This window comes from Bradyrhizobium sp. SZCCHNRI20481 (genome assembly GCF_032485055.1).
Classification (GTDB): Bacteria; Pseudomonadota; Alphaproteobacteria; order Rhizobiales; family Xanthobacteraceae; genus Bradyrhizobium.
This window is the reverse complement of the sequence record NZ_JAUEUE010000013.1, coordinates 123,288-145,001: the sequence shown is the minus strand read 5'-3', so window position 1 is coordinate 145,001 and position 21,714 is coordinate 123,288. Positions and strand designations below refer to the sequence as shown.

Annotated in this window: 22 protein-coding genes and 1 pseudogene; 18 read left to right on the top strand and 5 right to left on the bottom strand. The window is 59.8% G+C overall.

The genetic code is table 11. The features are described from left to right. Positions 1-335 precede the first annotated feature (335 nt). Entirely contained in the window at positions 336-749 is a 414-nt protein-coding gene (locus QX132_RS21935) for a hypothetical protein (protein WP_316162871.1), read from the bottom strand. Between the two features lie 108 nt (positions 750-857). Between QX132_RS21935 and QX132_RS21930 the strand changes: the two genes are divergently transcribed. From QX132_RS21930 to QX132_RS21880, 11 genes are all read left to right on the top strand, one after another. Beyond that, the gene (locus QX132_RS21930) at positions 858-1,793 is read left to right on the top strand and encodes a LysR family transcriptional regulator (RefSeq protein ID WP_316162870.1); all 936 of its coding nucleotides are present in this window, start codon (positions 858-860) and stop codon (positions 1,791-1,793) included. A gap of 274 nt (positions 1,794-2,067) precedes the next feature. Further along, positions 2,068-2,322: a hypothetical protein gene (locus QX132_RS21925; RefSeq protein WP_316162869.1), complete on the top strand. Its 255-nt coding sequence runs from the start codon at positions 2,068-2,070 to the stop codon at positions 2,320-2,322. A 172-nt stretch (positions 2,323-2,494) separates the two neighbouring features. Next, a complete protein-coding gene (locus QX132_RS21920) occupies positions 2,495-2,713 on the top strand; it encodes a hypothetical protein (protein WP_316162868.1) in 219 nt (72 codons plus the stop codon). A 398-nt stretch (positions 2,714-3,111) separates the two neighbouring features. Further along, the gene (locus tag QX132_RS21915) at positions 3,112-3,681 is read left to right on the top strand and encodes a 2OG-Fe(II) oxygenase (protein ID WP_316162867.1); all 570 of its coding nucleotides are present in this window, start codon (positions 3,112-3,114) and stop codon (positions 3,679-3,681) included. A 48-nt stretch (positions 3,682-3,729) separates the two neighbouring features. Continuing rightward, entirely contained in the window at positions 3,730-4,515 is a 786-nt protein-coding gene (locus tag QX132_RS21910) for a hypothetical protein (protein WP_316162866.1), read from the top strand. Positions 4,516-4,530: 15 nt separating this feature from the next. Further along, positions 4,531-5,916: a peptide ligase PGM1-related protein gene (locus QX132_RS21905; RefSeq protein WP_316162865.1), complete on the top strand. Its 1,386-nt coding sequence runs from the start codon at positions 4,531-4,533 to the stop codon at positions 5,914-5,916. After that, positions 5,913-6,800 (top strand): fatty acid desaturase family protein, encoded by an 888-nt coding sequence (locus tag QX132_RS21900; protein WP_316162864.1) that lies wholly within the window; start codon positions 5,913-5,915, stop codon positions 6,798-6,800. Before QX132_RS21905 ends, QX132_RS21900 begins: the two co-directional genes overlap by 4 nt. 33 nt (positions 6,801-6,833) lie before the next feature. Continuing rightward, the gene (locus tag QX132_RS21895; RefSeq protein ID WP_316162863.1) at positions 6,834-7,268 is read left to right on the top strand and encodes a hypothetical protein; all 435 of its coding nucleotides are present in this window, start codon (positions 6,834-6,836) and stop codon (positions 7,266-7,268) included. A gap of 32 nt (positions 7,269-7,300) precedes the next feature. Further along, positions 7,301-7,906 (top strand): 2OG-Fe(II) oxygenase family protein, encoded by a 606-nt coding sequence (locus QX132_RS21890; protein WP_316162862.1) that lies wholly within the window; start codon positions 7,301-7,303, stop codon positions 7,904-7,906. 85 nt (positions 7,907-7,991) lie between these two features. After that, the gene (locus tag QX132_RS21885; RefSeq protein ID WP_316162861.1) at positions 7,992-8,981 is read left to right on the top strand and encodes a TylF/MycF/NovP-related O-methyltransferase; all 990 of its coding nucleotides are present in this window, start codon (positions 7,992-7,994) and stop codon (positions 8,979-8,981) included. A 93-nt stretch (positions 8,982-9,074) separates the two neighbouring features. Further along, the gene (locus QX132_RS21880) at positions 9,075-9,974 is read left to right on the top strand and encodes a hypothetical protein (protein WP_316162860.1); all 900 of its coding nucleotides are present in this window, start codon (positions 9,075-9,077) and stop codon (positions 9,972-9,974) included. Positions 9,975-9,980: 6 nt separating this feature from the next. On the opposite strand, the pseudogene QX132_RS21875 reads toward QX132_RS21880, so the two are convergent. From QX132_RS21875 to QX132_RS21865, 3 genes and pseudogenes are all read right to left on the bottom strand, one after another. Then, a pseudogene (locus tag QX132_RS21875) lies at positions 9,981-10,340 on the bottom strand (transposase); the annotation flags it as partial. A 676-nt stretch (positions 10,341-11,016) separates the two neighbouring features. After that, a complete protein-coding gene (locus QX132_RS21870) occupies positions 11,017-12,096 on the bottom strand; it encodes an IS5 family transposase (protein WP_316162859.1) in 1,080 nt (359 codons plus the stop codon). A 167-nt stretch (positions 12,097-12,263) separates the two neighbouring features. Beyond that, complete coding sequence (locus QX132_RS21865) at positions 12,264-12,770, bottom strand: hypothetical protein (RefSeq protein WP_316162858.1); 507 nt, start codon at positions 12,768-12,770, stop codon at positions 12,264-12,266. Positions 12,771-12,994: 224 nt separating this feature from the next. On the opposite strand from QX132_RS21865, the gene QX132_RS21860 reads away from it, so the two are divergent. From QX132_RS21860 to QX132_RS21850, 3 genes are all read left to right on the top strand, one after another. Beyond that, a complete protein-coding gene (locus tag QX132_RS21860; protein ID WP_316162857.1) occupies positions 12,995-13,597 on the top strand; it encodes a hypothetical protein in 603 nt (200 codons plus the stop codon). Positions 13,598-13,902: 305 nt separating this feature from the next. Beyond that, positions 13,903-14,946 carry a PD-(D/E)XK nuclease family protein gene (locus QX132_RS21855; RefSeq protein ID WP_316162856.1) on the top strand — a complete coding sequence of 348 codons (1,044 nt, stop codon included), beginning with the start codon at positions 13,903-13,905 and terminating at the stop codon, positions 14,944-14,946. 575 nt (positions 14,947-15,521) lie between these two features. Beyond that, positions 15,522-16,256, top strand: a complete 735-nt coding sequence (locus tag QX132_RS21850; protein WP_316162855.1) for a hypothetical protein — start codon at positions 15,522-15,524, stop codon at positions 16,254-16,256. 165 nt (positions 16,257-16,421) lie between these two features. Here the strand turns inward: QX132_RS21850 and QX132_RS21845 are convergent, their stop codons facing one another. Further along, on the bottom strand, positions 16,422-16,961 hold the full coding sequence (locus QX132_RS21845) for a hypothetical protein (protein WP_316162854.1): 540 nt from the start codon (positions 16,959-16,961) through the stop codon (positions 16,422-16,424). 701 nt (positions 16,962-17,662) lie between these two features. Between QX132_RS21845 and QX132_RS21840 the strand changes: the two genes are divergently transcribed. From QX132_RS21840 to QX132_RS21825, 4 genes are all read left to right on the top strand, one after another. Further along, on the top strand, positions 17,663-18,679 hold the full coding sequence (locus QX132_RS21840) for an IS630 family transposase (protein ID WP_316162853.1): 1,017 nt from the start codon (positions 17,663-17,665) through the stop codon (positions 18,677-18,679). 905 nt (positions 18,680-19,584) lie between these two features. Continuing rightward, the gene (locus QX132_RS21835; RefSeq protein ID WP_316162852.1) at positions 19,585-19,905 is read left to right on the top strand and encodes a hypothetical protein; all 321 of its coding nucleotides are present in this window, start codon (positions 19,585-19,587) and stop codon (positions 19,903-19,905) included. Positions 19,906-20,135: 230 nt separating this feature from the next. After that, positions 20,136-20,306: a hypothetical protein gene (locus QX132_RS21830; RefSeq protein ID WP_316162851.1), complete on the top strand. Its 171-nt coding sequence runs from the start codon at positions 20,136-20,138 to the stop codon at positions 20,304-20,306. Between the two features lie 59 nt (positions 20,307-20,365). Continuing rightward, entirely contained in the window at positions 20,366-21,712 is a 1,347-nt protein-coding gene (locus QX132_RS21825) for a type IV secretion system DNA-binding domain-containing protein (protein WP_316162850.1), read from the top strand. Positions 21,713-21,714: the final 2 nt, after the last annotated feature.

Here is a 21,714-nt window from a genome sequence, read left to right as displayed (position 1 = left end):
GGCAGGACGCCACATGCGACCCAACATGTAGGAGCCGCCATCTTGAGGCGTTGGGGGGGCGAGTCAGTGGTCCGCTACATCGCTAGACTCACTATTTCGGAAGCCCTGTTTTCTTATCGGCGGGCAGCCTAACTGGCCTCGCGGCGGTTTGATAGTCCGCCAAATACCGCCGTTTGCGAGCGATCCAACTACGCCCTGAAATGCCAATGAACAAGTTCAAATCCCGGGGCCCGCAACACCCAATTCTTGCGATCGGTGGAACGGTCAATTCCCCGGCTCGTTGCTTAGCGTCAGGCTTCGTTAAGGCGAATGCAGAGGCCTTCGCCTCAATGCGTTCACATCGCCTTGGCGAGCGCGAACAACCGAAAATCCTCGAGCGCCGCGTGCCGATGCGGGGCGGCTTCGCGCCGGTAAGTCTCGGTGTCGACGATCGAGCGGAAGGCGGCGAAATTGCCGTATTCATTGATCGCCGCTTCGTCCCAGCGTTCGCCTTGCGGGCCGACGAGGCTCGCCAGGACCGGCCCGGAAAACATCCGCACGAGCGGCTTACCGGCCGCGAGACGCCGGAATGCCGGCCTGTAGCGTTCATGAAAGGCTTCGCGGCCCGAGCAGGGCGCGGCGTCGAAGCCGTTCTCGTAACGCGCATGCGCGCGGTAGCGCAGCAGATTGAGCATATAGACCGGCTGGCCGGGGGGAATCGCGCGCTCGGCAGCGTCGAGGGCTTGCAGCGTGATTTCGATGGGGTTCATGGGACTTTCCGCGGTTTCTAGCGGCGCAGATTGCGCGCTGACGCTCCCCATTTGGCCCCTCGGGAACCGCTCTTGTAGCGACCGCGACGCCATGATTATGTGGACTGAATGTCCACAACGGCCTTGCCTCCCGACCTCTCGCGTCTCCTCGCCTTCGTGCGCGTCGTCGAGGCGGGTTCCTTCGCAGAAGCCGCGCGGCGGGCGGGGACGACCACCTCGGCGATGTCCAAGGCGGTCGCCCGCTTCGAACAGGCTCGCGGGATACGGCTTTTGCATCGCTCCACCCATTCGCTGGCGCTGACCGAAGAGGGCGACCGACTGATGGCGGCGGGACGCGCGCTGGCCGAAAGTCTCGCCCGTGTCCAATCCGCGCTCGGCGAAGTCGCGCGCGACGACGGCGGACGGGTGCGCGTTACCGCCCCCGCCTCGTTCGCGCGCGCGTGCATCCTGCCGCGCCTGCCCGCGTTCCTGCGGGAGCGCCCGGAAATCGAGATCGAGGTCAAATTCCGCAACGAGATTCTCGATCTCGCGGCGGAAGGCGTCGACGTCGCGATCCGCTCAGGACCCCTCGACCGCGCGCCCGGCCATCAGGCGCGGCGGCTATGCACGTTCTCCTGGATCGCTTGCGCCTCGCCTGCCTATCTGAACGCGCGCGGCGCGCCGGCGACTCCATACGAGCTTTCCGCGCATGAGCACGTCGGCTTCCGCAATCCCGCGAGCGGCCAGATCCTGACCTGGCGCTTCGCCGACCTGCGCGGCAAAGGACCCGTTCGCGTCGCGCCCAAGCCCAAGCACATTTGCGACGACGCGCACGCTTCGCTCGCGTTGATCGCGAATGGATTCGGCGTCGGCTGGGGGCCGGCGTGGCTCGTCCATGAAGATCTGCGCACCGGCCGGCTCGTCGAAGTGCTTGCGCCCTGGCGCGCACAGGCGGAGCCCCTATGGATGCTGCGCACCTCCAACCGCCGCCCGCCCCTGCGCACGCAGCGCGTCATGTCGTTCCTCGCCACGCTTCCCGCCGCGTTCAGCGACAAGGCGGGATGAAGCGTCGGCCGTCAGCCGGGCTCCGCGGTCGGCGTGTAGGACGCGAGCCGCTGGGGAGGGGAAATCGGGGACAGACCGGATTTCCCCGGCTTCCTGCGCTTCCGCCAGGGCACGGTCAGCGATCTGCAGACGGGGATCGTGCAGATCACCAACTACGATCTCGACTTTTCGTGCATCGGCCTGATCGACAGCCAGTTCAAGGTGCTGGGATCGCAGACCCTCAACGAGATCACCAACACCTAATCTGGTGCTCAACGCGTCGGGCGGCGCGACCATGACGACCCCGACGTCCAACTCGCTGATGCTACAGCAGCATCTCCCCGATGCGCAGCTCTATCCGGACGTCAATCACGGCTCGCAATACCAATACCAGCAAGCCTTTGTCGGCCACGTCGCGACGTTGGACACCAATGCCGCGCTGCGGCTGCCGAGCGGCATGGGGTCGCCCGGGACAGGGATGAGAAACAAGACGCGCGAATTTGAACGCGATTGGCAGGCCCTCTTGACCGTCCGCAATGTTCGTCGTTAGATTGAGACTGTACGTAGCTTTTTCCTTGGGTTGTGATTGGTTTGGCTGAGGCACGCTTCGTCGAATTCGCTGGTGCGGACCAGTCGAAAGTCGTCGCGTATCGCCAGCTCTTGAAATCGGCAATCTTCAGAGTGCTGTCGTCTTTGTGATCAATTCAAAATGGAGATTTCAAATGAGTGCCGGGGCAAAAAATCTAGGTGCCGAACATCTCAAGATGGCCGGAGAGCACCTCGAACTTGCCGCCAAACAATATCGTGATGCGGCTAAGTCCTACGATGCCGGAAATGACGAAAAGGCTGCGCACCACGCGCTCGTTGCGCGTGGCGAATTAGTTCTCGCCCAAGATCATGAAAAGGAAGCTAGCAAGCATCACGCGAAGGAGCACGGCTAGCGCGAATAGTAATTGGCGGCGCGACTGAAAGCCGCGCCAGCTTTTCGAATCGCGCGCGTCATCGGGTGTGTGTGCCCGAAGCAGAATTGCGCAACGAGGAGAGCCAATACGGCATTCGCTAAATTCAAGATTGCTTGGCGCATCCTCGTGGCCTTCAAGCGCGAAGCCGAGAACGGCTCCTTCGCAGTTGTTCAGCTGCGATAGGTGAAAAGCGCCTAATCTCTTGCTGGGTCAGACCGTCGCGGTGTTCGCGACGACAGCGTCCGGTCTACGCGCGTACTGCGTCAGAGGAGCGCGATGCGGAACCGCTAACTCGATGCAACTGCCGCCGCATCGCGCGACCGTATCGATCTTATATTGCATATGTTTCGACTCCGGCGATGGCGGGAGGTAACGATATGTCTTTGGGCACGCCAGTCTTATTCCCAGAAGTCTTGCCGCCTGAACGTTGTGCGAATTTGATCGCGGAAATGTCGGGGCGGCTGAGCCAGGCAATGTTCTGGACCAAAGGGGAACGTGTCTACGATCCCAAGATCCGGGATGCCTATAACTACAAATGGGTCGATGAGGATCTCGCCAAGTTGAGTTGTGGGCTGATCGAGCGATACGACAAGACGCTGGTCACCCGAGAACGCGTTGAGCCAATGGAAATTGTCTGCTACCCGCCGGGAAACGGCAGTGAACGGCACCTTGATGGCCCGCACCGCTCGCACTCGATCGTCTATTTCCTGAATGGCGGCTACTCTGGCGGCGAGTTGGCGTTCGACAGCGGCGAGGTGTTTCACGACCTCCCGGCCGGCAGCGCGGTCGTTTGGCAGAACGGGCCAGAGGCTTGGCATGCCTGCTTGCCGATCAAGAGCGGTTTCAAGTGGATAGTTGTCAGCTGGGTGCGCCATGCGCACGCACTCGACGCCGAACGCGACATTCACGCCCAATTCCGCCCCAAGGTCGAAGCGGAATCGGCCTGAGGCCGTATAGGCATCTATCTTGTCGGCAACTCATCGAAAAGGTGAAAGATGCGAGCTCCTGATATCCGGACCAACATCGATGCGGACGGCTTTTTGCGCCGGCTGGATCAGTCGATCGCGACATCATACCCCGAACATCCCTTCAGCAACGGCATAGACCGAGAGGGTTTCGGCGAGCTGATGGGGCAATATGCGGCGATGTCCGTCGCGTTCCCTTATATTCAGAGCGGCGCAATCTACCAAGCCTACCGGAGAGGACTCGGTCAGTCTGAGCTAAAGGACAACATCCAAATTAGTGCTGCGGTCGGCGCGTTTCTGACGTGGGACGAGTTCGGCGGGCATGAACTAATCACGCGCCATGGGGCGCTTGGACTGCTAAGCCTGACCGACGTGAATCGCAATTTTCACTCGGCGATGTTGATCACCGACGTACGTAAGCTGATTGGCGCCGGGTTCACGGAGGCCTTACCCAACCGGAGGACGGCCGATTATCTAGACCAGCTCTTCGATGGGCTGTCCGATCCGGCTGGAAATCGCAATATCGCTTATATGCTCGCCTTCGAGCGGCACGCCTTCGCAATGATCACCGCGTTGCATCGCACGGTTCAGTCGCTGTTCGGTTCGGACGCCTCAAGAAGGCTGGAGTATTTCCAGGCTCATATCGGAAGCGATAGCAGCGGCGAGGCCGTTCATGTCGCAATGACCGGCAAGATGATAGAGAGACTGGTCAGGCTTGATGAGGAAGCCGACATCCTTCAGGAATGCATGAGGGCTTATGCTATGAACCTCGAATGGTGTGCCGGTCTTGTGGCGGCCTTGCCCGTCCCCGCCTGATCGTAGGCATCCAAGATGCCGACCATCATCGTGATGAACAACGCGACCGAGCAGATGCTCGGTCAGCGGCTCAACCAGCAGCAGGCATTATTCGCGGCACAGGCCGCGATGCGGAACGTCTGGTTGGCGCGTCCCGGCGATGTCGTGATAGCGACCGCGCGGCCCGACGACGATTTTCTGGCCTATCTGGCCGACGTCCTCGGCTGGCATGCGCAAGATGGAAGCCCGCCACTCGAATTCGTAACACCCGAGATCGGCGCGGACAGCGTCGTCTTGAACGACGAAGCTCTCCTGGATAGGGACGTGATCCGGGCGCTTCGTCGCGCGATCGGCACATCTGACGGATGGTCGATGCTCGCTTGCTACCAGACGGCTGGGACCGCCCGATTGCAGGAGGAGCTGGGCTTGGGCGCTTCGGGCGGGCAAGCGATCGCCCGGCGGTATGCGGAGCATTTTGGCACCGACCTTCTCAACCGGAAAAGCCATTTTCGCCAATTCGCGGTGGGAACCGGATTGCCAGTACCGGAGGGGGCTATTGTTACCGACGAGGCTGGTCTCAAGCGTGCTATCGACGCGCTTTTGCCGCAGACGGGGAAGGTGATGGTGAAGCTCGACAACGGCGCGGGCGGAACGGGCAACGTTGTGCTGAGCGAGGGAGAAGTTGGCCCGTCTCCTGGTGCCTTCCAGTCAATCTTGCTCCCGGTCGCAAACGTGGACAATCGAGCAGAGATGGTCTCTGCGCTTTGGCAGACTTTGCAACAACGCAGCTCCGGCCCTCTCGTCGTCGAGGCGTATTACCCGGCCGACGCCATGTTCTATCTCGAGTTTGTCATCGAGCCCGACGGACGAGCGGAGTTCACGAACTCCGGTTCCATCCGCCTGCGCCGAAGCACGGATCCTGCGGCCGCCAGCCTGTTCTGGGTCGGCCTCGAATTGCCCGCCGCGTTAGCGCCTGCGCGCCTGGCGGAGGCCACTCTGCATTGCGGCCGACTGTTGCAGCTCGCCGCAATGATGGGATACCGGGGCCACATCAATATTGACGCGATCATAACTCCTGCCGGCAGGTTGCTTTTCAACGAAGCCAACGCACGCTGGGGAGGCGGCACTGTTCTCCACGAGGTCGCAACTCGGCTCCTCGGAGCAGGCTTTACCGCATCGCATGTCGCGGCCTCGTTCCGCGACGTACCGTCACCCGGCTTTCGACGACTTGTGGCCTTGCTCGAAGCAAGCGGCCTCGCATTCAATGCCAGCAATTGCACCGGGATCGTCGTGTTGGCCTGCGACGATGCGCATACCCAGACATTCGAGGCGCTCGTCATCGCCCCAAGCAGCACTGTGGCACGGGCCATGGAGCGCCGTTTGCTCGAGTTGGTCCATCACGAACGGGGCATCGCGGCATGAACCCCGCCTTCGGGAAAACCGGGCCGCTGCGAACGCCCATACCGAGCCCCTCCCGGACCCTGGCGCGGACCGCAGTGATCCTGGCCGCCTACGCGGTGCTTGCGTCGGCGGCGTTGGCGGTCGTCCCTTCCGCATGGGCAGCATTACCCGTTCTCGGCTGCGCCTTCATCCTGTCCGGCTTTCTGAACGCGGGACATGACTGCGTTCATTCGACGCACTTCGGAGCAGCTTGGTGGGACCGTATCGCCGGTGCCGTCTGGTGCACGTTGATCCTGGTGAACTTCACGATCTACCGTCGTCAACATCTGGTTCACCATCGCTTTCCAGCGACTGCGGGAGATTCTGAAGAGCACGTCCAGTTCGCAAGCTTGCATAGCTATTTGTATGCACAGTCGGGTGTAGGCTTTTGGATGTCGATCTTCCGCCGCATCGTCCGGACATGGCAGGGCGAACTCCCAGCAAGCATCAATAGCCCACTCTGGGCGCGTGCCGCCAGAATTGACAATCTTGTCATCTCGCTTTGGTTGGCCACCTGCGGAGCGGCGACCCTTTGGCAGACCCGGGCCATGTTCATCGCCTATTGGCTGCCGCTGCTGCTCTATCCGGCGTTCGTGTTGTTCTTCAGTCTGGCGGAACATTTCGATTTGGCTGACGAGCAGATGCCATGGCCCCGCGCTCGCAACGTCCGCTCGAACGCCGTCGTCCGTTTCTTCCAATGGCACGCCAATTATCATGCCGTCCATCATCGTCGGCCGGCGCTCCCTGCCTTCGCGCTCCAATCAGCGCATGGCGCCGACACGGAGCGCGTCGATCCGCTGGAGACGTCGTATCTGGCGTTTCATTTCCGTCTTGCCCGTCGTCTCGTCCTGAGCGCGCCGGTCTGAGGCGAGCCTGCGTCGTTGCTGAGGAGGAGGCTCTTGTTTGACCTGCCAGCCGAGTTCGTCGATGAGAAAGGCGTGCGGCGCTTCTGGTACCACGGCAGCTGCCACTGCGGAGCCGTACAATTTTCAGCTGCGGCGACCCGAAACCTCACGATCACCGTCTGCAATTGTAGCATCTGCTACAAATCAGGCCATCAGGAGCTGATGGTGCGCGAAGAACACTTCTTGCTCCGCCGAGGGCAGGAATACCTGAAGCAGTATCGTTTCGGCGACTTCATCGCCGTTCATACGTTTTGTGTCGTCTGCGGCGTCAAGCCATTCTATCAGCCCCGATCGCATCCGACAGGGTTTCGCAGCGTCAATGCCCGCTGCGTTGAATTCCCTCACGATGTCGTATTCGAATATGTCGAGTTTGATGGCAGGAACTGGGCGGCCGGCATTGCCGCCGGGACGCACAAGACAACGGAATAGACGTAGGCCGCGAGACCATGGATGAGGGGTTGATGATGCGCGACGTCGTCGAAATGTCGCTCGCCGATCAGTTCAAGCAGACGGGCTACCTTGCCTTCGGCCTACATGACTGCCCGTTCTCACCGGAGGAACGAGCGTCCATCCGCCATCTTGCTATGAGCGATCCCGGTCGCTTCGTCGTCGTCACCACCGGTGATACGGACGAGGCTGTATCAGTTCGTGTCCACCGTTTTCTTATCGACGGCGACGAGCCGCGAGCGACAGACCCGGTGCTGGTCGAGGCGCTGCTCGCGATTGTCGCGTCCCCCGGTAGATTGGCGCTGTTCGAGAAGATCCTCGCCTGCGATCCACTCGTCGTGCGCCGCATGCAGGCGCATGTCTTGTGCGCGGGCGAATTCATTGGCCGACATCGTGACAGCGACTCCAGCAAGCGCTATTTGGCCGCCGTGATCGTCCAGCTCGACGCCGCCGAGGCAGGCGGCGCATTCGCGATCTACCCACCCGACCGTCCCGCACTGCTTTTGCAGGACTTTACGGTGTTGGTGACCGATGCCGAACTGGAACACGAGGTGAGGCCGGTCCTCGCGGGCCGCCGCTGCACACTGGCGTTCTGGCTGGCCCGTGCCGAGGAGCGCTGATTGAGTTCGTCGCGCGGCAGCGGCAATCTCGGCGTCGGCCGCTGGCGGCCGGATCTGCGAAATTCACTCATGGTTGGAGGTCGCGATGGCGCTCACGAAACGGCACAACTACTTTCCATTCGATCTCTTCGAATTCTGCGACCTGCCAGGACAGCTCGGGAGCGATATTCGCATGCTTGCCCGCTATAGCATGTTTCCTCCGTTTCCTTGGGGGCAATGGCTGTACGCGCGGTTGATCGAAGAGAATATCAATCAGATTGAGGGAGAGTTCATCGATCTCGGCGTTGGAATGGGCGGAATGTCACTCTTCCTCGGCCTGCGGGCACGCGAACATCAGCGCAAGATGTATTGCCTCGACAGTTTCACCGGCCTGCCAGCACTTCACCCCGAACTGGATAATCCCGTATTTCGCGAAGGCGACTACGGTCCGCCTGACGGACGCGATATGACGCAATGGAAGGACAGACTTGAAAGAAGGACCCGCGATTTCGGGCTTGAAGAGGTCGTCGAGGTCGTGCCCGGTTTTTTCGACGAGACGCTCCGCCGATTGCCTCCTCAGGCCAAATTTGCGTTCGTCCACGTTGATTGCGATCTCTACACGAGTGTTCGACCAGTTCTGGACGCGCTCTATGATCGCGTTTCAGATGGGGGATTCATCGTGATCGACGACTTCTTTCATCCGGCGCAGGGACCACTTCGCGCGGCAGTGAGCTTTTTCAACGCAAGACGGATCACGTCGCTCTTCCACGTCTCGTTTCCGTACACTGTGGTGATCAAGAAGGGAGAGAAAGCTGACACCGAGAACACGCTCGCCAGCTTTGATGGAAACATCTACAGCTTGGACTACCTCCGGAGTGATCGCATCTTCATCGAAACGCTGGAGAAGTGCTGGCGCCGCGCCAATGAAAGCGCCGACGGTCGCGAGCCGGCCCGGAATGCTGGCCTGCTGCTCTCGCTTCTGAGAGATCACGACAGCGCCAAGAAGTCCGACATTTATGGCTATTGGTACGCCTTGCGCGACTTCTGGAATGGTTTTCAGGATTCCCGTTACGATCGGCCGGTCTACACGATTTAGATTTCCGCTGCCTATCGGATGCGGATAATCTTGGCCGAAGCCCGTCTGCGTGAGCCCTCGCGCGCCGAGAACCGCCTTCCCTGAAGCGAACAGATGAAGAATTTCTATTGGATCGATTCGTTCAACGGCTATCCGGAGACCATGGATGACGTCATCAGGACGTCCCTGGAGACCTACAACGGTCTATACGGGGCCTATACCAAGGCCTTGGGCTACAAGTTTCGACTTGTCCATTTGGAGGATCTGGACATCGCGAGCGGCGAGGCTCCCATTGTCCAGCACAAAGAGTACGGGAATATCCTGGCCCAGGACGGAGCCGCGTATGTCGGCCTAATACATCCAGATCTGCAAATGGAAAGAAAGCAGGAGTTACTTTATCGGCTGATCGCGAACTCGGCGAATGTACGGCTACTGAATTATACGTCAAAGTTCCCGATGGTTTGTAAAGATAAGTTTCGTGGCCTCGATATCGCGCGCAAACTCGGGCTACAGGTATTACCTACGGCTCTGCTCGGACCGGAAGGCTCCACGCCTCCGCAAATGGACTTTGCCGAGAGAACCGTGGGCTCCTATCCAATGTTCATCCGGCCGCTCGATTTGACATCCGGACTGGGCAAGAAAGTCATAAACGACCGAGTTGGGCTGCGGAGGTATTTTGAGAATCCTCCCTTTTCGGGGCGATTGTATATCGTTCAACCCTGTGTATCGATCGAAGCCGAATATCGCGTTTACTTGGACGGCTACGAAATCGTCGCGTGCCGAAGGCGCGAACCCTTGGAGAACGGGAAATTATGTACCGTCCCGGATGCCATACTGGAAGGCTCCCGAACTCTCGCTAAATATCTTGAAACGACCTACCTGTGCGTTGACTGGCTATGGAACGGTTCTGAATTCTGGTTTTGTGAGTTTGAGACAGGCGGGGGATTTAGCGAACTGAGCGAACCGCATTGCAGCCGCGTTGCCGCAGCATTTTTTCGCAAGCTCGCGACCTAGACCGTTTCACATTTTGACGGAAGCATATCCCGCGTTCCCGAAGTAGTTGCTGCATTCATTGGGAAGGATGGTTTCGAGGAGGCTTCCGATGTGTCGCCAGGTATCCTCGACGGTGCGCTTCTGTGCGGCGCGCATCCAGTGTTTGATCTTAGCGAAGGCCTGCTCGATCGGATTGAGATCGGGTGAGTAGGGAGGCAGGTACCAGAGCCTGGCGCCGGCTGTTTTGATGATGCGGCGCAGGGCAGCTGATTTGTGGCTGCCTAGATTGTCCATGATGACGATGTTGCCAGGCCTGAGCACTGGAACGAGCTGCTGTTCGACATAGGCGCGGAAGCATTCACCGTTGATCCGCGGACCGGCGTGAACTGGACGATCGTGGAGGGAGACGGAAATCAGCCAGATTTTTCAATGATTTAAGGAAGCATTTGAAAAATCGTCCAAAAACGCCCTCCTGCAATTTCAATAGCTTGGTTGTCGCTTCCAAATGAAGAAGTTGCCTTCGTAGAGAGGATCACTTCCGAAAGACCTGAGGCAACTGGGCTGCGCACGTAGCGACCGCGAAGAGACACCAGCCCTCAGACTTCCGATAGAACCGCCGATTAAGAGCTAGTGTTTTATTTCGCAGTCGCAATCACTTAGGTGTAACGGTGGCCGATCTCCGCGCGCGGAATCAGGGATCCGCCCGGCCGCTGGGCCGGCCGCGACGCCGTACGGCTGAGCCTGTTGGACCGGCTACAGACGCCGAGTTCGACGCTGCGCTGCAGGTCATCGAACCCAAAAACCGGCGGCTGGCGCAAGTAGGCGGGCGCGGACGGGAGCATTCGAACCGACTGGGACATGGCCCGCGCCCCGAAATCGGTCTCGGCGTTATCGGCAAACTGTGACATTATTGTCTATAGACTTACGTTTGCCAGGATTTCCACCCGGTCCTAGCTAGCAGTCCGCTGAAGAACCGACATGAGGCCGACGGTTTGACTTTTGAAGTCTGAGCCGACGGGGGCGTTGCGAGGATCGCAAGACCGTCCGCCCGCGAGGGACGGTGTTATGCGGCGATCAGCTTGGGTATCCGAACGAGGTTATAGCCGATCAGGTTGAGCAGGAAGTCGCCGAGGACGCGTTCGCGACCACGGTGCTTGGTCTTGCGCATGGTTCCGTGCTGCTTGCCCCATCCGAAGATGCATTCGACCATGGCCCGGCATGTCTGAGACATGCCGTAACCGGCGTGCCGGGTGGTGCGATCGTCGATGGCACTCTGGCGCCCGTTGGGATTGCCACTGTTGTATTGGGCGACGTGCGGCGTGACATTCATCTTCCGCAGCCGGGCGACGTGCTCGGCGGTGTCATAGGCCTTGTCCTCGCCCACGGTGATGCGGCGGCTATCCCTGTTGGCTTTGGATTTGAGCATGGCTTCCGACGCGGAGCGTTCGGCGGTTCCGTTGGCATGGGTGACCCGCCCATCGACCGCCAGGCCGTTCCGGTTCTCCATGGTGACGTGGCCCATGTAGCAGAGCCGGGCTTCCTTGCCCTGCGCCTTCCGATACAGCCGGCTGTCGGGATCGGTCACGCTGGCATGGGTGTCGTTCTTGCGCTTCTGGCCGTGGAAGTTCGCACCATCGTCGCCGTCGTCCGAGCCATCTTTCGGCCGGAAACTCTTATGCGAGGCCCAGGCCTCGATCAGCGTGCCGTCCACCGAGAAGTGCTCGCTCCACAACAGCGGCTTCACCTCGGGATGGTTCAGTAGCTTCGCCATGAACTTGGCGAACACCTCGCCGTTTTCCAGCCGGGTACGGTTCTTCGTGAATGTCGTCGGGTCCCACACCCGATCGTCCGGCGCCAACCCCACGAACCAGCGGTAGAGCAGATTGTAGTCCAACTGCTCCATGAGCTGACGCTCAGAGCGGATGCCGTAGAAAACCTGCAGCAGCAGAGCGCTGAGCAATTGCTCGGGCGGGATCGAGGGGCGGCCTTCCTTCGAGTAGAGCGCGCCCAATGCGCGGTTCAGGTCGCGAAGAACGTCTCGCACCAGCTCCCGGATCTTGCGCAGCGGATGATCCTTTGGAACACGCGCCTCCGGCGAAACGTACGAAAACAGCCCGCCCTGATCCTCGAACTTGCCCCGCATCCGCGCCTCCGAGACTCGCTAAGATCAGTGAATCACGAAAATCCGACAAAAACGATAGTTTTTCAGCGGACTGCTAGGGAATTGAACTCCTGTTGGCGGGTTGCTTCGAACGATTATTGAAACAGACGACGTGCCCACCAATCCCTGTTGATATAGTACCCTCGAATTTATTTGCCCGTATAGGACTTGAGCAGCCATTCGAAGGCGCCCTTCACCAATGGATTTTCCGCTAATCGTTTCAGAAGACCCTTTGCTTCTTCTTTATCGTGAACGCTCGCCCCCGAGCTATCAATAAAGCTATTTAGCCGCTCCACATCCAGTGTCACGTTTAGTACGTTCCCCTGCCCGCCAACTTGCACTCCTTGCGAACCATGGACGTTGACGCTTGCATCAATCGTAATTGCGATCGGCGGCTGGGTAGCGCCTTCAACAACGTCTACTCCAAAGCTGGATATGCTAGCCATTATGACCGTATACCGGTTCGGGCCGCCCATGTTGTTATTTCGCGGATTCCAGTTGATTAGCCTTTGTTCACCCAGCTGTTCCAGAATCCTCTCGACGGTATTCCTTGGCAAACCAGTGGTCTCTAGATCTGCCATTTCAAGGTGGGACTGTTCGCCCCGAAGGTCATAGAACTTCTTCAACACTATCCCGCGCGCTTCGCTGTCATTCATCTAACCCTCCCAATTTCTCCCATCCTAGCTTGACTACCCGACGTTGCAAGTCGGGTAGGCCGGTCAGGATACGATTAATCGAGCTTGCCCAGGAATTTTTGGCCTATCATCTCCAATTGCTGTTTTCTCCATGTGTCGAAGTCTCCCTCATTTACCTTCGCCTTCCAGGGACGGAACGCCAAAAGAAGTGAAGCTTCCTTTCGACTGGGACCCGGGATCACGCGATGCCGTTTGCTGCTCGACTCGCGAGCGAAGGCTTTCGTGTATCGACGATGGGCTTTCCCAGAGCGACGTCTCTGCTCGGTTATGTGGAGGACGACTTCAAGATTCTAGGCGATCGGGTTATGCCTCTGCTCGCTCAAGGCTATTTCGACACCGCGGTCCGCGAGGCATGCATCGGCATCGAAAGCCTCATCAAAACATCGATTGCCAGCAATTCCTGGGGCGATGCGCTCGCAAACGAATTCATCATTGATTTGCGGAAGGCCGACCGCCTCCTGGAAAGCTATCTGAGGGTTTTGCGCGGCCAGCTTCGCACGGCTCTCAAGTTCATCCGAAATGACGTGATGCACAATTTCCTGCGCATTAACGACACGGAATGCCGCGCGATCCTACTCCGCTTGGCGCGCGTTCGAAGCCAAATTGAGTACGTTTGTGCTGACATGACGCCGAGATGGCCGCCGGCGACACCTACCGCCGATTGCCTAAGCCGATATCCCCTGCGCGCGCCATTGGAGGCGGTCAAGGCGCTGAAGCGGCCGTTGCCAAATAACGCGCTGGCGATCGTAACGCGTGAAGCCGACAAGGAAGATCGTGCAGGGGCTTGAACCTTCCGAAGCTGTCTCAGCCAAGTCCGTTTATCCCCCGACAACATACGTCTCGTGACGGCAGCGTGGTGTCCGTTTGGGGCGGATATTGTTGCAAAAGTCGAAAATCGAGCAACCTAAGAATCTCGCGAAAGTTGATCTTCGGACTTCTCTGCCGCTGCGTCACATTGCGATTGCTGACGGTTTGTGTAAGGTATCTGTTTCAGGTCATTCTCCTCAGGCCAATGCCTTCTCTATACGGCAATCTCTTCAGATATCGGGAAAGCGAGCTGCGGTCTCCTCGCGAGGATTACCTCAGCGAATGCTTGGCCGATTTTTTTAATCGGTTGCCGTTACCGCTTCAAAGTGCCTTCGTTTCGCAGATATTTATACCAGATGGTCTGTTAACCGCGTTTGCTGCTGTCGTTGCAGAGGTTACGTCGTTTAGGCTTGAGACTCAGCGCCAGATCGGGTCCGGTCGGATCGACATAGTGCTTCTGGCTGACGACGTTCCGATTGTTGCCATCGAGAATAAGATAGCAGCACAGTTTCAGGATGACCAACTCACGTCTTACGGTCGTTGGATAAAGGCCGCGGCGCGTTCACGTCGGTTCGCCGTTGTGTGTCTACTGACCCACCTCACCTCGCCGCCGCCCGAGTTCATGAGAGGTGGCGAAGGGAGCGGTAAAGCGACGCCGCATCTCGTCAGGTGGTCGTCTATTGCTGGGCTGCTCTTAGAGTTTGCAGTGAGCGCGGACGCTCGCGACGACGTAAAATTGTTAGCTCGCGAACTCAGACGTTTTCTGGAGGAGAATGATATGAGCACCGAATATGCGGGACGCGACGAATTTGCCGCGGCCTTGGTCTATCTTCGGGCCGGCGCCCAAATGGACCACACATTCAGCACGATCTTTACACACGTAAAAGAGAAGGATGGCGCCTTCGCAAAAAATGAAACAAAGAATGAGTATCACCTAAAGTTCGATACCCCTTACAAGCTCATTTGGGGGTGGACCTATCTCGCGCACGGAAGATTCGATGGGCTGCTGTTTGGATATGGCATTTCGCTTGAGCCCAACACTGTCTTCACGTCGGGTGCGATTTCGACTCAGGCACCCATTCCCGCGACGGATTCCGCATTCATCTGTGTCGGCGCAGACAACAAACGAAGCATTCAAGCTGTCCGAGCTGCAAAGAGTGCGCCCTCCAAGCCCTGGACTTATGCCGAGATAGGCAAGTGGGTGGCTGTGATCTCATTCAAGCCGCTTCACGACATTATGGAGAAGCCTCAGAGCTTTGCTCAAGAAATGATCCGCTGGATCGATCGAGAGACAGATAATGTTAACGAGTTCGTTGCGGCTTTGAAATAGTTGTCCGCTCCTTTAAGAGGCCGCCCCAGTCGACCCGGCGCGGTTCCCACCAACGCTCGTATCGGCCGGAACTGTCCTTCGCTTTCCTCTCTTAGCTCGCACCTCTCCAATATCAACCGCTTTGCGGCCGTCATGCCTTCCCGCACCACAGCAAGGGGCCTTGTTGGGCCACTTGCCAGCGTACCGGTCCCCCGGTAGACCGCCGCTAGACCTGTACTTCTCGATATCCTCCCTTCCTGTTGAAGGCGGCGTGGCCAGGACGCCATTGCGCCGACCCCGGACCAGACCTCTCCGTTTTGGTCCGCGGTACTCGACGGGGCGTTCTGGCTTGCGCTTGCCCTCGCCGGGCTTGAACCCAAGCGCGCGGATCTCCGCCTCAAGCTGGAAGACGCCGCACGCCTTGGCGGGCTCGAATGCTGCGGTGATCTCGGGGTAGGCCCGGCTCTGCTCGTCAGCGTCAGCGCCTTTAATGCGGCAACAATTCCAGCCATGCAACCGCCCGCTGTTGTCAGCCATAGGCTATGCTTTGCGCCGGAGATGGCCAAATGGGATCCAGGGGGCAAGGGAGGCAGGGAATGAGCGAGGAGATAGCGGCCAAGTGCCGGCTCCTTGAGGAGATGGTCAAAGAGTTCGAAGGCCGCACGAGAGCCTTTCAGATGTCGCGCTATGAGGCGGATGACGAAGCGCTGAACCTCATGCAGCTAGCTTGCCGGAACGTCACAGGCGTCATCACCCTCGCACGGACAAGCCTTAAACTACTCCCTCCGGCTGAAGTCGCGGCCCGAGCAGCCTACGAAGCTTCAGTCAAGGCCGCATGGATGCTTGCCCCTGCTGACCCATATGATCGGGAGGCACGATGGACGACTCACCTGTCGGGTGAAGTAGATTTCCTGGACAAGCAGATTCGGGAAGGCACCGACTTAGGGATAGACATGACGCGCGCCCGAGAGCGGCGCGACGTGCTAGACCAGTTTGGCAATGACGTCGCTCAATTGCTGCGTCAAAAGGGGTACGCGACCAAGGGCCGTTCACCGATCCCGCAAATGCTCATCGATATCGGCGAGCGCCGCACTTACGGCCTCTATTCTCAGCTATGCGAGACAGCCCACGGCGGGCACTCCGCCACGTGGATTTTCAGGTCAGGCGGCGTTGGCTCGAAGAAAGTGCGCGGTGAGTTCATCACCGACAGCAAGTGGGACCTTCCGCTTGCCATCGCACGCTTCGTGTTCAAATGCCCCGTCCTGCTGCTCTATGAGAGGTTCGGGCTTGATTCAGACAATCTGCGTAGGCTGATCGGGCCTATCACCTAACAATCAAGAATGCATCGAGCTTGAGCCGCTGCCAAGTCAGCCGCACAAAATCTATGATGGCGCCCCCTGCGCTTTGTCGCAGGAGCCGGCGGCCGAGGGCGGGCTGCGCGCTCACAACCGCCACCGGATCGCGGTGTTTCGGAGCGCGCACGGTTGTTGCCGTCGTCACCGACCACGGTGCGGAACGGCGAGACCTGCAGCAGCGCAGATCGCACGTTCGGTCGAGAACAGCAGCAGGCGGTAGCCATCCTCTTCATACATAGGATATTGGCCGAAATCGTAGCGCTCGCGCACATACCGCAGCGCCGCGGCCACTCCGGTCAGGCTCGCCGGCACTGTCTTGGCGAGCCGAAGCGAGGCTTGCATCTCGATACGGCCGAGTCGTCCTTCCGTCTTGCAGAGGTTAGCCAATTGGGCCTCCAGCGCGGCCCGCCTGCCCTTGCGCGCACGCCGCAGCTCGCGCTCGGCAGCATCCTGCTCAGCGAGCAAGCGTCCTAGCTCCTCGTAATCCCGGCGGTGGCCCTCGATGGCGGCGAGGATCGGGTCGGGTGCCTCCGGGACAGGAACGCTGGCGGCCCGCGAGGCGGTGACGACCGCGGCCAGAGCGGCGGCGGCACCGCCGGTGACAAACTGCCGACGCCGCAGGGCCAGACCGGCGGGAAGGATCGAACGACTCGTGGTATAGGCAGAATCAGCCTGAGACATGGGTCACTCCATGTTGAGGGTTAGGCCCGTGCAGGTGTTCGTAGCACCTGTGCGGGCTGCTCGTCTGGCCAGTAGCGGCCAGTGCAGTGAATCGAATCACGGCGGCTCCGTCCCGTCAATGGAAAGCGCCGCCGAGGCGCTCCGACAACGGTCAGGCATCAACGGCTTGACTCGCCGCCTCCAGCATGTTCTGGCCGAACGATCCTCGCTGCGGATTGAAGTCTCGCAAGACTGCCGCCGCTTTGTAGGGTCCATCCTAACGTCGCCGATTTGACAAAATTCGCACGAGAGCGCCAGGCTGAGCGGATGGTGCCGGTCCGGCTCCATGGCGATAACCGGGTGATCAGGCGCGTCACCCTCATGACTCCAGCCTCCCGCTTTGTGAAGTCACCGATGCCGCCGGCTAGAGTCGCTTGGATCTAATTCTCGGAATCAGAGCATAGCTCGCGTGGGTTCTGTCTCCGCTGTGACTAGACGAACGATTCCAAGAAAGTTGTCATATGGGTGGGATTCATTTGTCGTTTCAAGCTCCTATATATGCAGTTGAGGGAGCTGGAACGGGGGATTGGCGATATGGCTGCGTGGCGGCGGGCGATTGAATTGTCGCTCGGAGATCTGGATTTGGAGAAGTTGAGGATGATAGCGCGATCGCGCACCGAGCCTGCGAGCCGGGTCGAGCGTGCGCGAATTCTGCTCGGGTATTGGGAAAATTCGTCGTTTTTCGCGGTGGCCAAGCGCTCGGGCTGCACCCTCAGACGGTGCAGCGCTGCGTCGAGCGGGCGGTGGCCGAAGGCCCGATGGCGGCGCTGGACGATCGCCCTCGACCCGGCCGGGAGCCCAAGATCACGCTGGAAGCGAAGGCCTGGTTGACATCGCTGTCGTGCCGGAAGGCGAAGGAACTGGGTTATCCGCATGAATTGTGGACGACGCGGCTGCTCGCCCAACATGCTCGCGAGCACGGTCCCGCAGAAGGGCACCCCTGCCTGGCGAACCTGACCCAGGGCACGTTGTGCAAGATCCTCGATTCCGAGGAAGTGAAGCCGCACAAGGTCCGTTACTATCTGGAGAAGCGTGATCCTGAGTTTGCGCAGAAAATGGCCGAGGTGCTCTGCGTCTATCGCAGAGTGAAACTGCTCAAGAAGGCGGCGCGGTTGAAGCGGAAGCCGAACGAACGGGTGGCGATCGTCTCCTACGACGAAAAGCCCGGCATTCAGGCGATTGCAACCACGTCCCCCGATCTGCCGCCCGAGCCCGGCGTTCATGCGACCTTCACCCGCGACCATGAGTACAAACGCCATGGCACCGTCACCCTGCTGGCAGGCATCGACCTCGTGACCGGCAAGGTTCACGCCATGGTCGCAGACCGCCATCGCAGCCGCGAGTTCGTCGCGTTCCTCAAGCGTCTCGACCAAGCCTACTCGGCCGATACGGCGATACACATCATTCTCGACAATCATTCCGCACATATCTCGAAGGAAACCAAAGCCTGGCTCGCCGAGCAACCTGCGGGCCGCTTCAAGTTTACCTTCACGCCCAAGCATGGCTCGTGGCTCAACCTCGTCGAGGGTCTCTTCGCCAAGCTCGCCCGCTCCGTACTGCGCCATATCCGGGTCTCGTCCAAACAAGAGCTCAGGGAGCGCATCGTGGCCGCCATCGACTTCTTCAATCGCGATCCCGTCGTTCACACTTGGACCTACAAACTCGACAAGGCCACTTGATTATGATTCGAACTTCAAAATCGCTCGTCTAGGCAGCCCAAGTCTTCGGCGAATGTCTGAGCCGCCAACGCTTGAACCAGCGCCGCCTCGCAGACGTCCTTTGGCTTCGCGGATCCGGCGTGCTGCACGATCCCAATCACGGGGTGTTCGCCCGGTGCAGCGGATTGCACAGGCAGGCTCACGGTTGGAATGACGAGAGATTTCGCTGACGGGGAAGCGAGTGGCGCCGCGCCGTCGCACACCTGTGGCACATCGGGTGCTCGGCGCGCTGGCATTCTGCTTGGTCGGGCACGTGGCGTAGGCTTGTTGGCGCACGCTGCGCGCGGACCTCGCCGAAAATATTACGGGTCCCCTATCGTTCACCGAGCCCCTTTTTTGACCGACCCCATGCCCCCCGGCTTCGAAATACGAGCATAGCGCCAATCCGGTTCTGCAAAAAAAGAACGCCACGCCGAACCACGGCAAAACAAAAGCATCACCACACCGTCATTAATCCGCGCCGCGCGACCACTCTGACCGCGCCATCGACCTTCGGGATCCAATCAGGTCTGCGTGAATGCGATTGCATCCCTGTCGTACAACAGAATGCGTCCGCATACGTCGTGCGGGAATAGCGTACAAGATCGCAGTGTTTTCGGTGCCGAATGTTTTCTTGCTGATCGAAGAATCGGCGGTCCGGAGATTCAAAAAAGAACATATTGTTTCAACGATATCCGATGCGGGGCGACGATCGGATCGTCGGTGATATCAGCTGGTTGAGGCTCTTTGGCCGGAGTGAGCCGTGCGGCTCTTTGATCTGAGCCATCATCGATGAGCATGCGAGGCCGAATCCATCCTCGACAACGGCTGGACATCAAGCGAAGACCTCTCGATCGATCGCCTCGGCAAATTTGTTGGGGCTTTTGGTGATTGACAAGACAAAACCTGTCTCGATCCGGTTGGCAAGATGCGAGATCAACCAGCTTCAGGCGCGTGCCTACACCCTTTCGTCAAGCGTCACGGGCGTTGCCCGAGACCTGATCCGCACTGGCCTTGCCGGCGGCGACAACAAAGCGCTCGCCGATCGGCTGCTGTTGATCGAGCGGCGGATTGTCGCGCTCGAACAGCAGGGTCAGGAAACGCTTGCTCTGACACACTCGATCGACCAGGCGACGCGCGACCTGCTTGCCATGTTCGAAGCGCTATTGAAGGCGCTGACCGGCGAGAGCACCGGGAGGGCGGCATGACCCGGCTCCTGCGGATCATCTCCTTCCTCGCGGCACTTGGCTGCTTTGCCTTGGCGGCTGGTGTCTATCACCTCGGCTTTGAGCTATGGCCGCCCAGCGCCACGATGGCGAATGGAAGGACCGAGCCCCTCCGATCGGCGGATGTTGAAGCCTGTCTCAAGGGCCGAATCCTGGCGTGGCTTGGGGACAGCTATGGGGACGCCTATTGGCGAACATGCTGAGCGCAGCTGTTGCACTATCAAGCGCTGGATGGGCTCGAGCTTTGGTTCTGGACTGTTGTCGGCCTCGGTCTGGTCGGGCTCGTGGCGCTGTTTGGCTTTGCGCTGAGCCTTCGGATGGACTCGGCGTCGTTGAAGGTCATTCGCGGGGCACGGCTGCAGGTGGGGGGGGGCAAGGCCTGAAGGCCTTTGCCCGGGCCTGCGCTGCCGAGTGCCGGATCCACGGCAAAGGCGTCGCCCTGATGCCATCCACCCCCTTGGGGCGCGAGCGCGAGGCCCGGCATTTCCTGATCCTCGGCAGCGTCGGTAGCGGCAAGACCCAGACTATGCTGAACCTGATTGACGAAGCTATTGCCCGCAAGGACGGCGTGCTGGTGCTAGACACCAAGGGCGACATGATGGGCGGTCTTCCCTCGAAGGGAGAGCCCCTCCTTGTCGCTCCCCATGACCAGAGATCGCTGGTCTGGGACATCGCGGCCGACTGCAGCGTCAAGCAGGACGCCCGCGAACTCGCCGCCCGCTTCATTCCGCCGAGCTCCGATCCGATGTGGTCGGAAGCCGCGCAGGAGATCTTTGTCGCCTGCATCGTCCATCTGCAAGAGACCAGAGGACGCGATTGGGGCTGGGCCGACCTGCAAAGGGTCGTGACCTCCGATGTCGAACAGCTCACGACCTTAGCAAGGAATCACAACCCGAATGCGCTGAAGTTGCTCGGCCAGCCTGACAGCAAGACGACCATGAGCATTCTGACGACCTTCCAGGCCCACATGCGGATTGTCTCGGTCCTGGCCGAGGCCTGGCCCGATCCGCTCGCCCGTCGCTTCTCGATCCGCGCCTGGCTGCACAAGCCGACACCCAATCGCCCGCTGATCCTGCAGCATGACCCCGGCTATCCCGAACAGTCACGGATCTGGATCGGCATCCTACTCGGCCTGCTCGCCTCAGCGGTCGGCAGCACCACTTTGGCGGAAAGCCCGGAGCGGCGGGTATGGCTGTTCCTGGATGAGTTCCCACAACTGCCGGCGATCAAGCAGTTTCCGACCTTTCTCGAGCTTGGCCGTTCCAAGGGAATCGCCGTCGTCATCGGGGCTCAGGACACCGCCCAGATCCGGGCGGTCTACGGCCAGGACCAGGCCAAATCCTGGTTCGGCATGACCGGCACCAAGATCATCACCCGCATCAACGCCAGTGAGGCGGCCGAGGACATCAGCCGCCTGATCGGAGACCAGGAAGTCGAGCGGCGCATCAAGAGTTCGACTCAGGCCGGTGGCAAGACCAGCATCACCGAAAGCCTCCACCGTGAGGTGCGCCGCGTAGTCACGGCTTCCGAGCTGGCTTCCCGTCTCGGCCCGACTAAAGCCGGCGTCCGGATCCTGTTCGTCGGACTCGGTGAAGACGTCTACGAGTTGGAGCTTCCCTATATCCGCCTGCGGAAACTGCGGGAGCCAATCATGCCGGCCGATTGGACACGCCCCCCACCTGAAGGACCCTCGACACCCACCGAAGGAGAAATGAATCCTGAGGCGTTACCGCCCCCCTCACGGCTGACCAAGGACCTGGCCGACCAGATCCTCAAGACGCGGCACTGACC

What these genes read in the sequence shown, in the direction of transcription:
- QX132_RS21935 (WP_316162871.1), bottom strand. Translation starts at nt 749, where the DNA reads ATGAACCCCATCGAAATCACGCTGCAAGCCCTCGACGCTGCCGAGCGC.
- QX132_RS21885 (WP_316162861.1), top strand. Translation starts at nt 7,992, where the DNA reads ATGGCGCTCACGAAACGGCACAACTACTTTCCATTCGATCTCTTCGAA.
- QX132_RS21920 (WP_316162868.1), top strand. Translation starts at nt 2,495, where the DNA reads ATGAGTGCCGGGGCAAAAAATCTAGGTGCCGAACATCTCAAGATGGCC.
- QX132_RS21930 (WP_316162870.1), top strand. Translation starts at nt 858, where the DNA reads ATGTCCACAACGGCCTTGCCTCCCGACCTCTCGCGTCTCCTCGCCTTC.
- QX132_RS21915 (WP_316162867.1), top strand. Translation starts at nt 3,112, where the DNA reads ATGTCTTTGGGCACGCCAGTCTTATTCCCAGAAGTCTTGCCGCCTGAA.
- QX132_RS21865 (WP_316162858.1), bottom strand. Translation starts at nt 12,770, where the DNA reads ATGAATGACAGCGAAGCGCGCGGGATAGTGTTGAAGAAGTTCTATGAC.
- QX132_RS21870 (WP_316162859.1), bottom strand. Translation starts at nt 12,096, where the DNA reads ATGCGGGGCAAGTTCGAGGATCAGGGCGGGCTGTTTTCGTACGTTTCG.
- QX132_RS21825 (WP_316162850.1), top strand. Translation starts at nt 20,366, where the DNA reads ATGCCATCCACCCCCTTGGGGCGCGAGCGCGAGGCCCGGCATTTCCTG.
- QX132_RS21905 (WP_316162865.1), top strand. Translation starts at nt 4,531, where the DNA reads ATGCCGACCATCATCGTGATGAACAACGCGACCGAGCAGATGCTCGGT.
- QX132_RS21845 (WP_316162854.1), bottom strand. Translation starts at nt 16,961, where the DNA reads ATGTCTCAGGCTGATTCTGCCTATACCACGAGTCGTTCGATCCTTCCC.
- QX132_RS21850 (WP_316162855.1), top strand. Translation starts at nt 15,522, where the DNA reads ATGAGCGAGGAGATAGCGGCCAAGTGCCGGCTCCTTGAGGAGATGGTC.
- QX132_RS21890 (WP_316162862.1), top strand. Translation starts at nt 7,301, where the DNA reads ATGATGCGCGACGTCGTCGAAATGTCGCTCGCCGATCAGTTCAAGCAG.
- QX132_RS21900 (WP_316162864.1), top strand. Translation starts at nt 5,913, where the DNA reads ATGAACCCCGCCTTCGGGAAAACCGGGCCGCTGCGAACGCCCATACCG.
- QX132_RS21910 (WP_316162866.1), top strand. Translation starts at nt 3,730, where the DNA reads ATGCGAGCTCCTGATATCCGGACCAACATCGATGCGGACGGCTTTTTG.
- QX132_RS21925 (WP_316162869.1), top strand. Translation starts at nt 2,068, where the DNA reads ATGACGACCCCGACGTCCAACTCGCTGATGCTACAGCAGCATCTCCCC.
- QX132_RS21880 (WP_316162860.1), top strand. Translation starts at nt 9,075, where the DNA reads ATGAAGAATTTCTATTGGATCGATTCGTTCAACGGCTATCCGGAGACC.
- QX132_RS21860 (WP_316162857.1), top strand. Translation starts at nt 12,995, where the DNA reads ATGCCGTTTGCTGCTCGACTCGCGAGCGAAGGCTTTCGTGTATCGACG.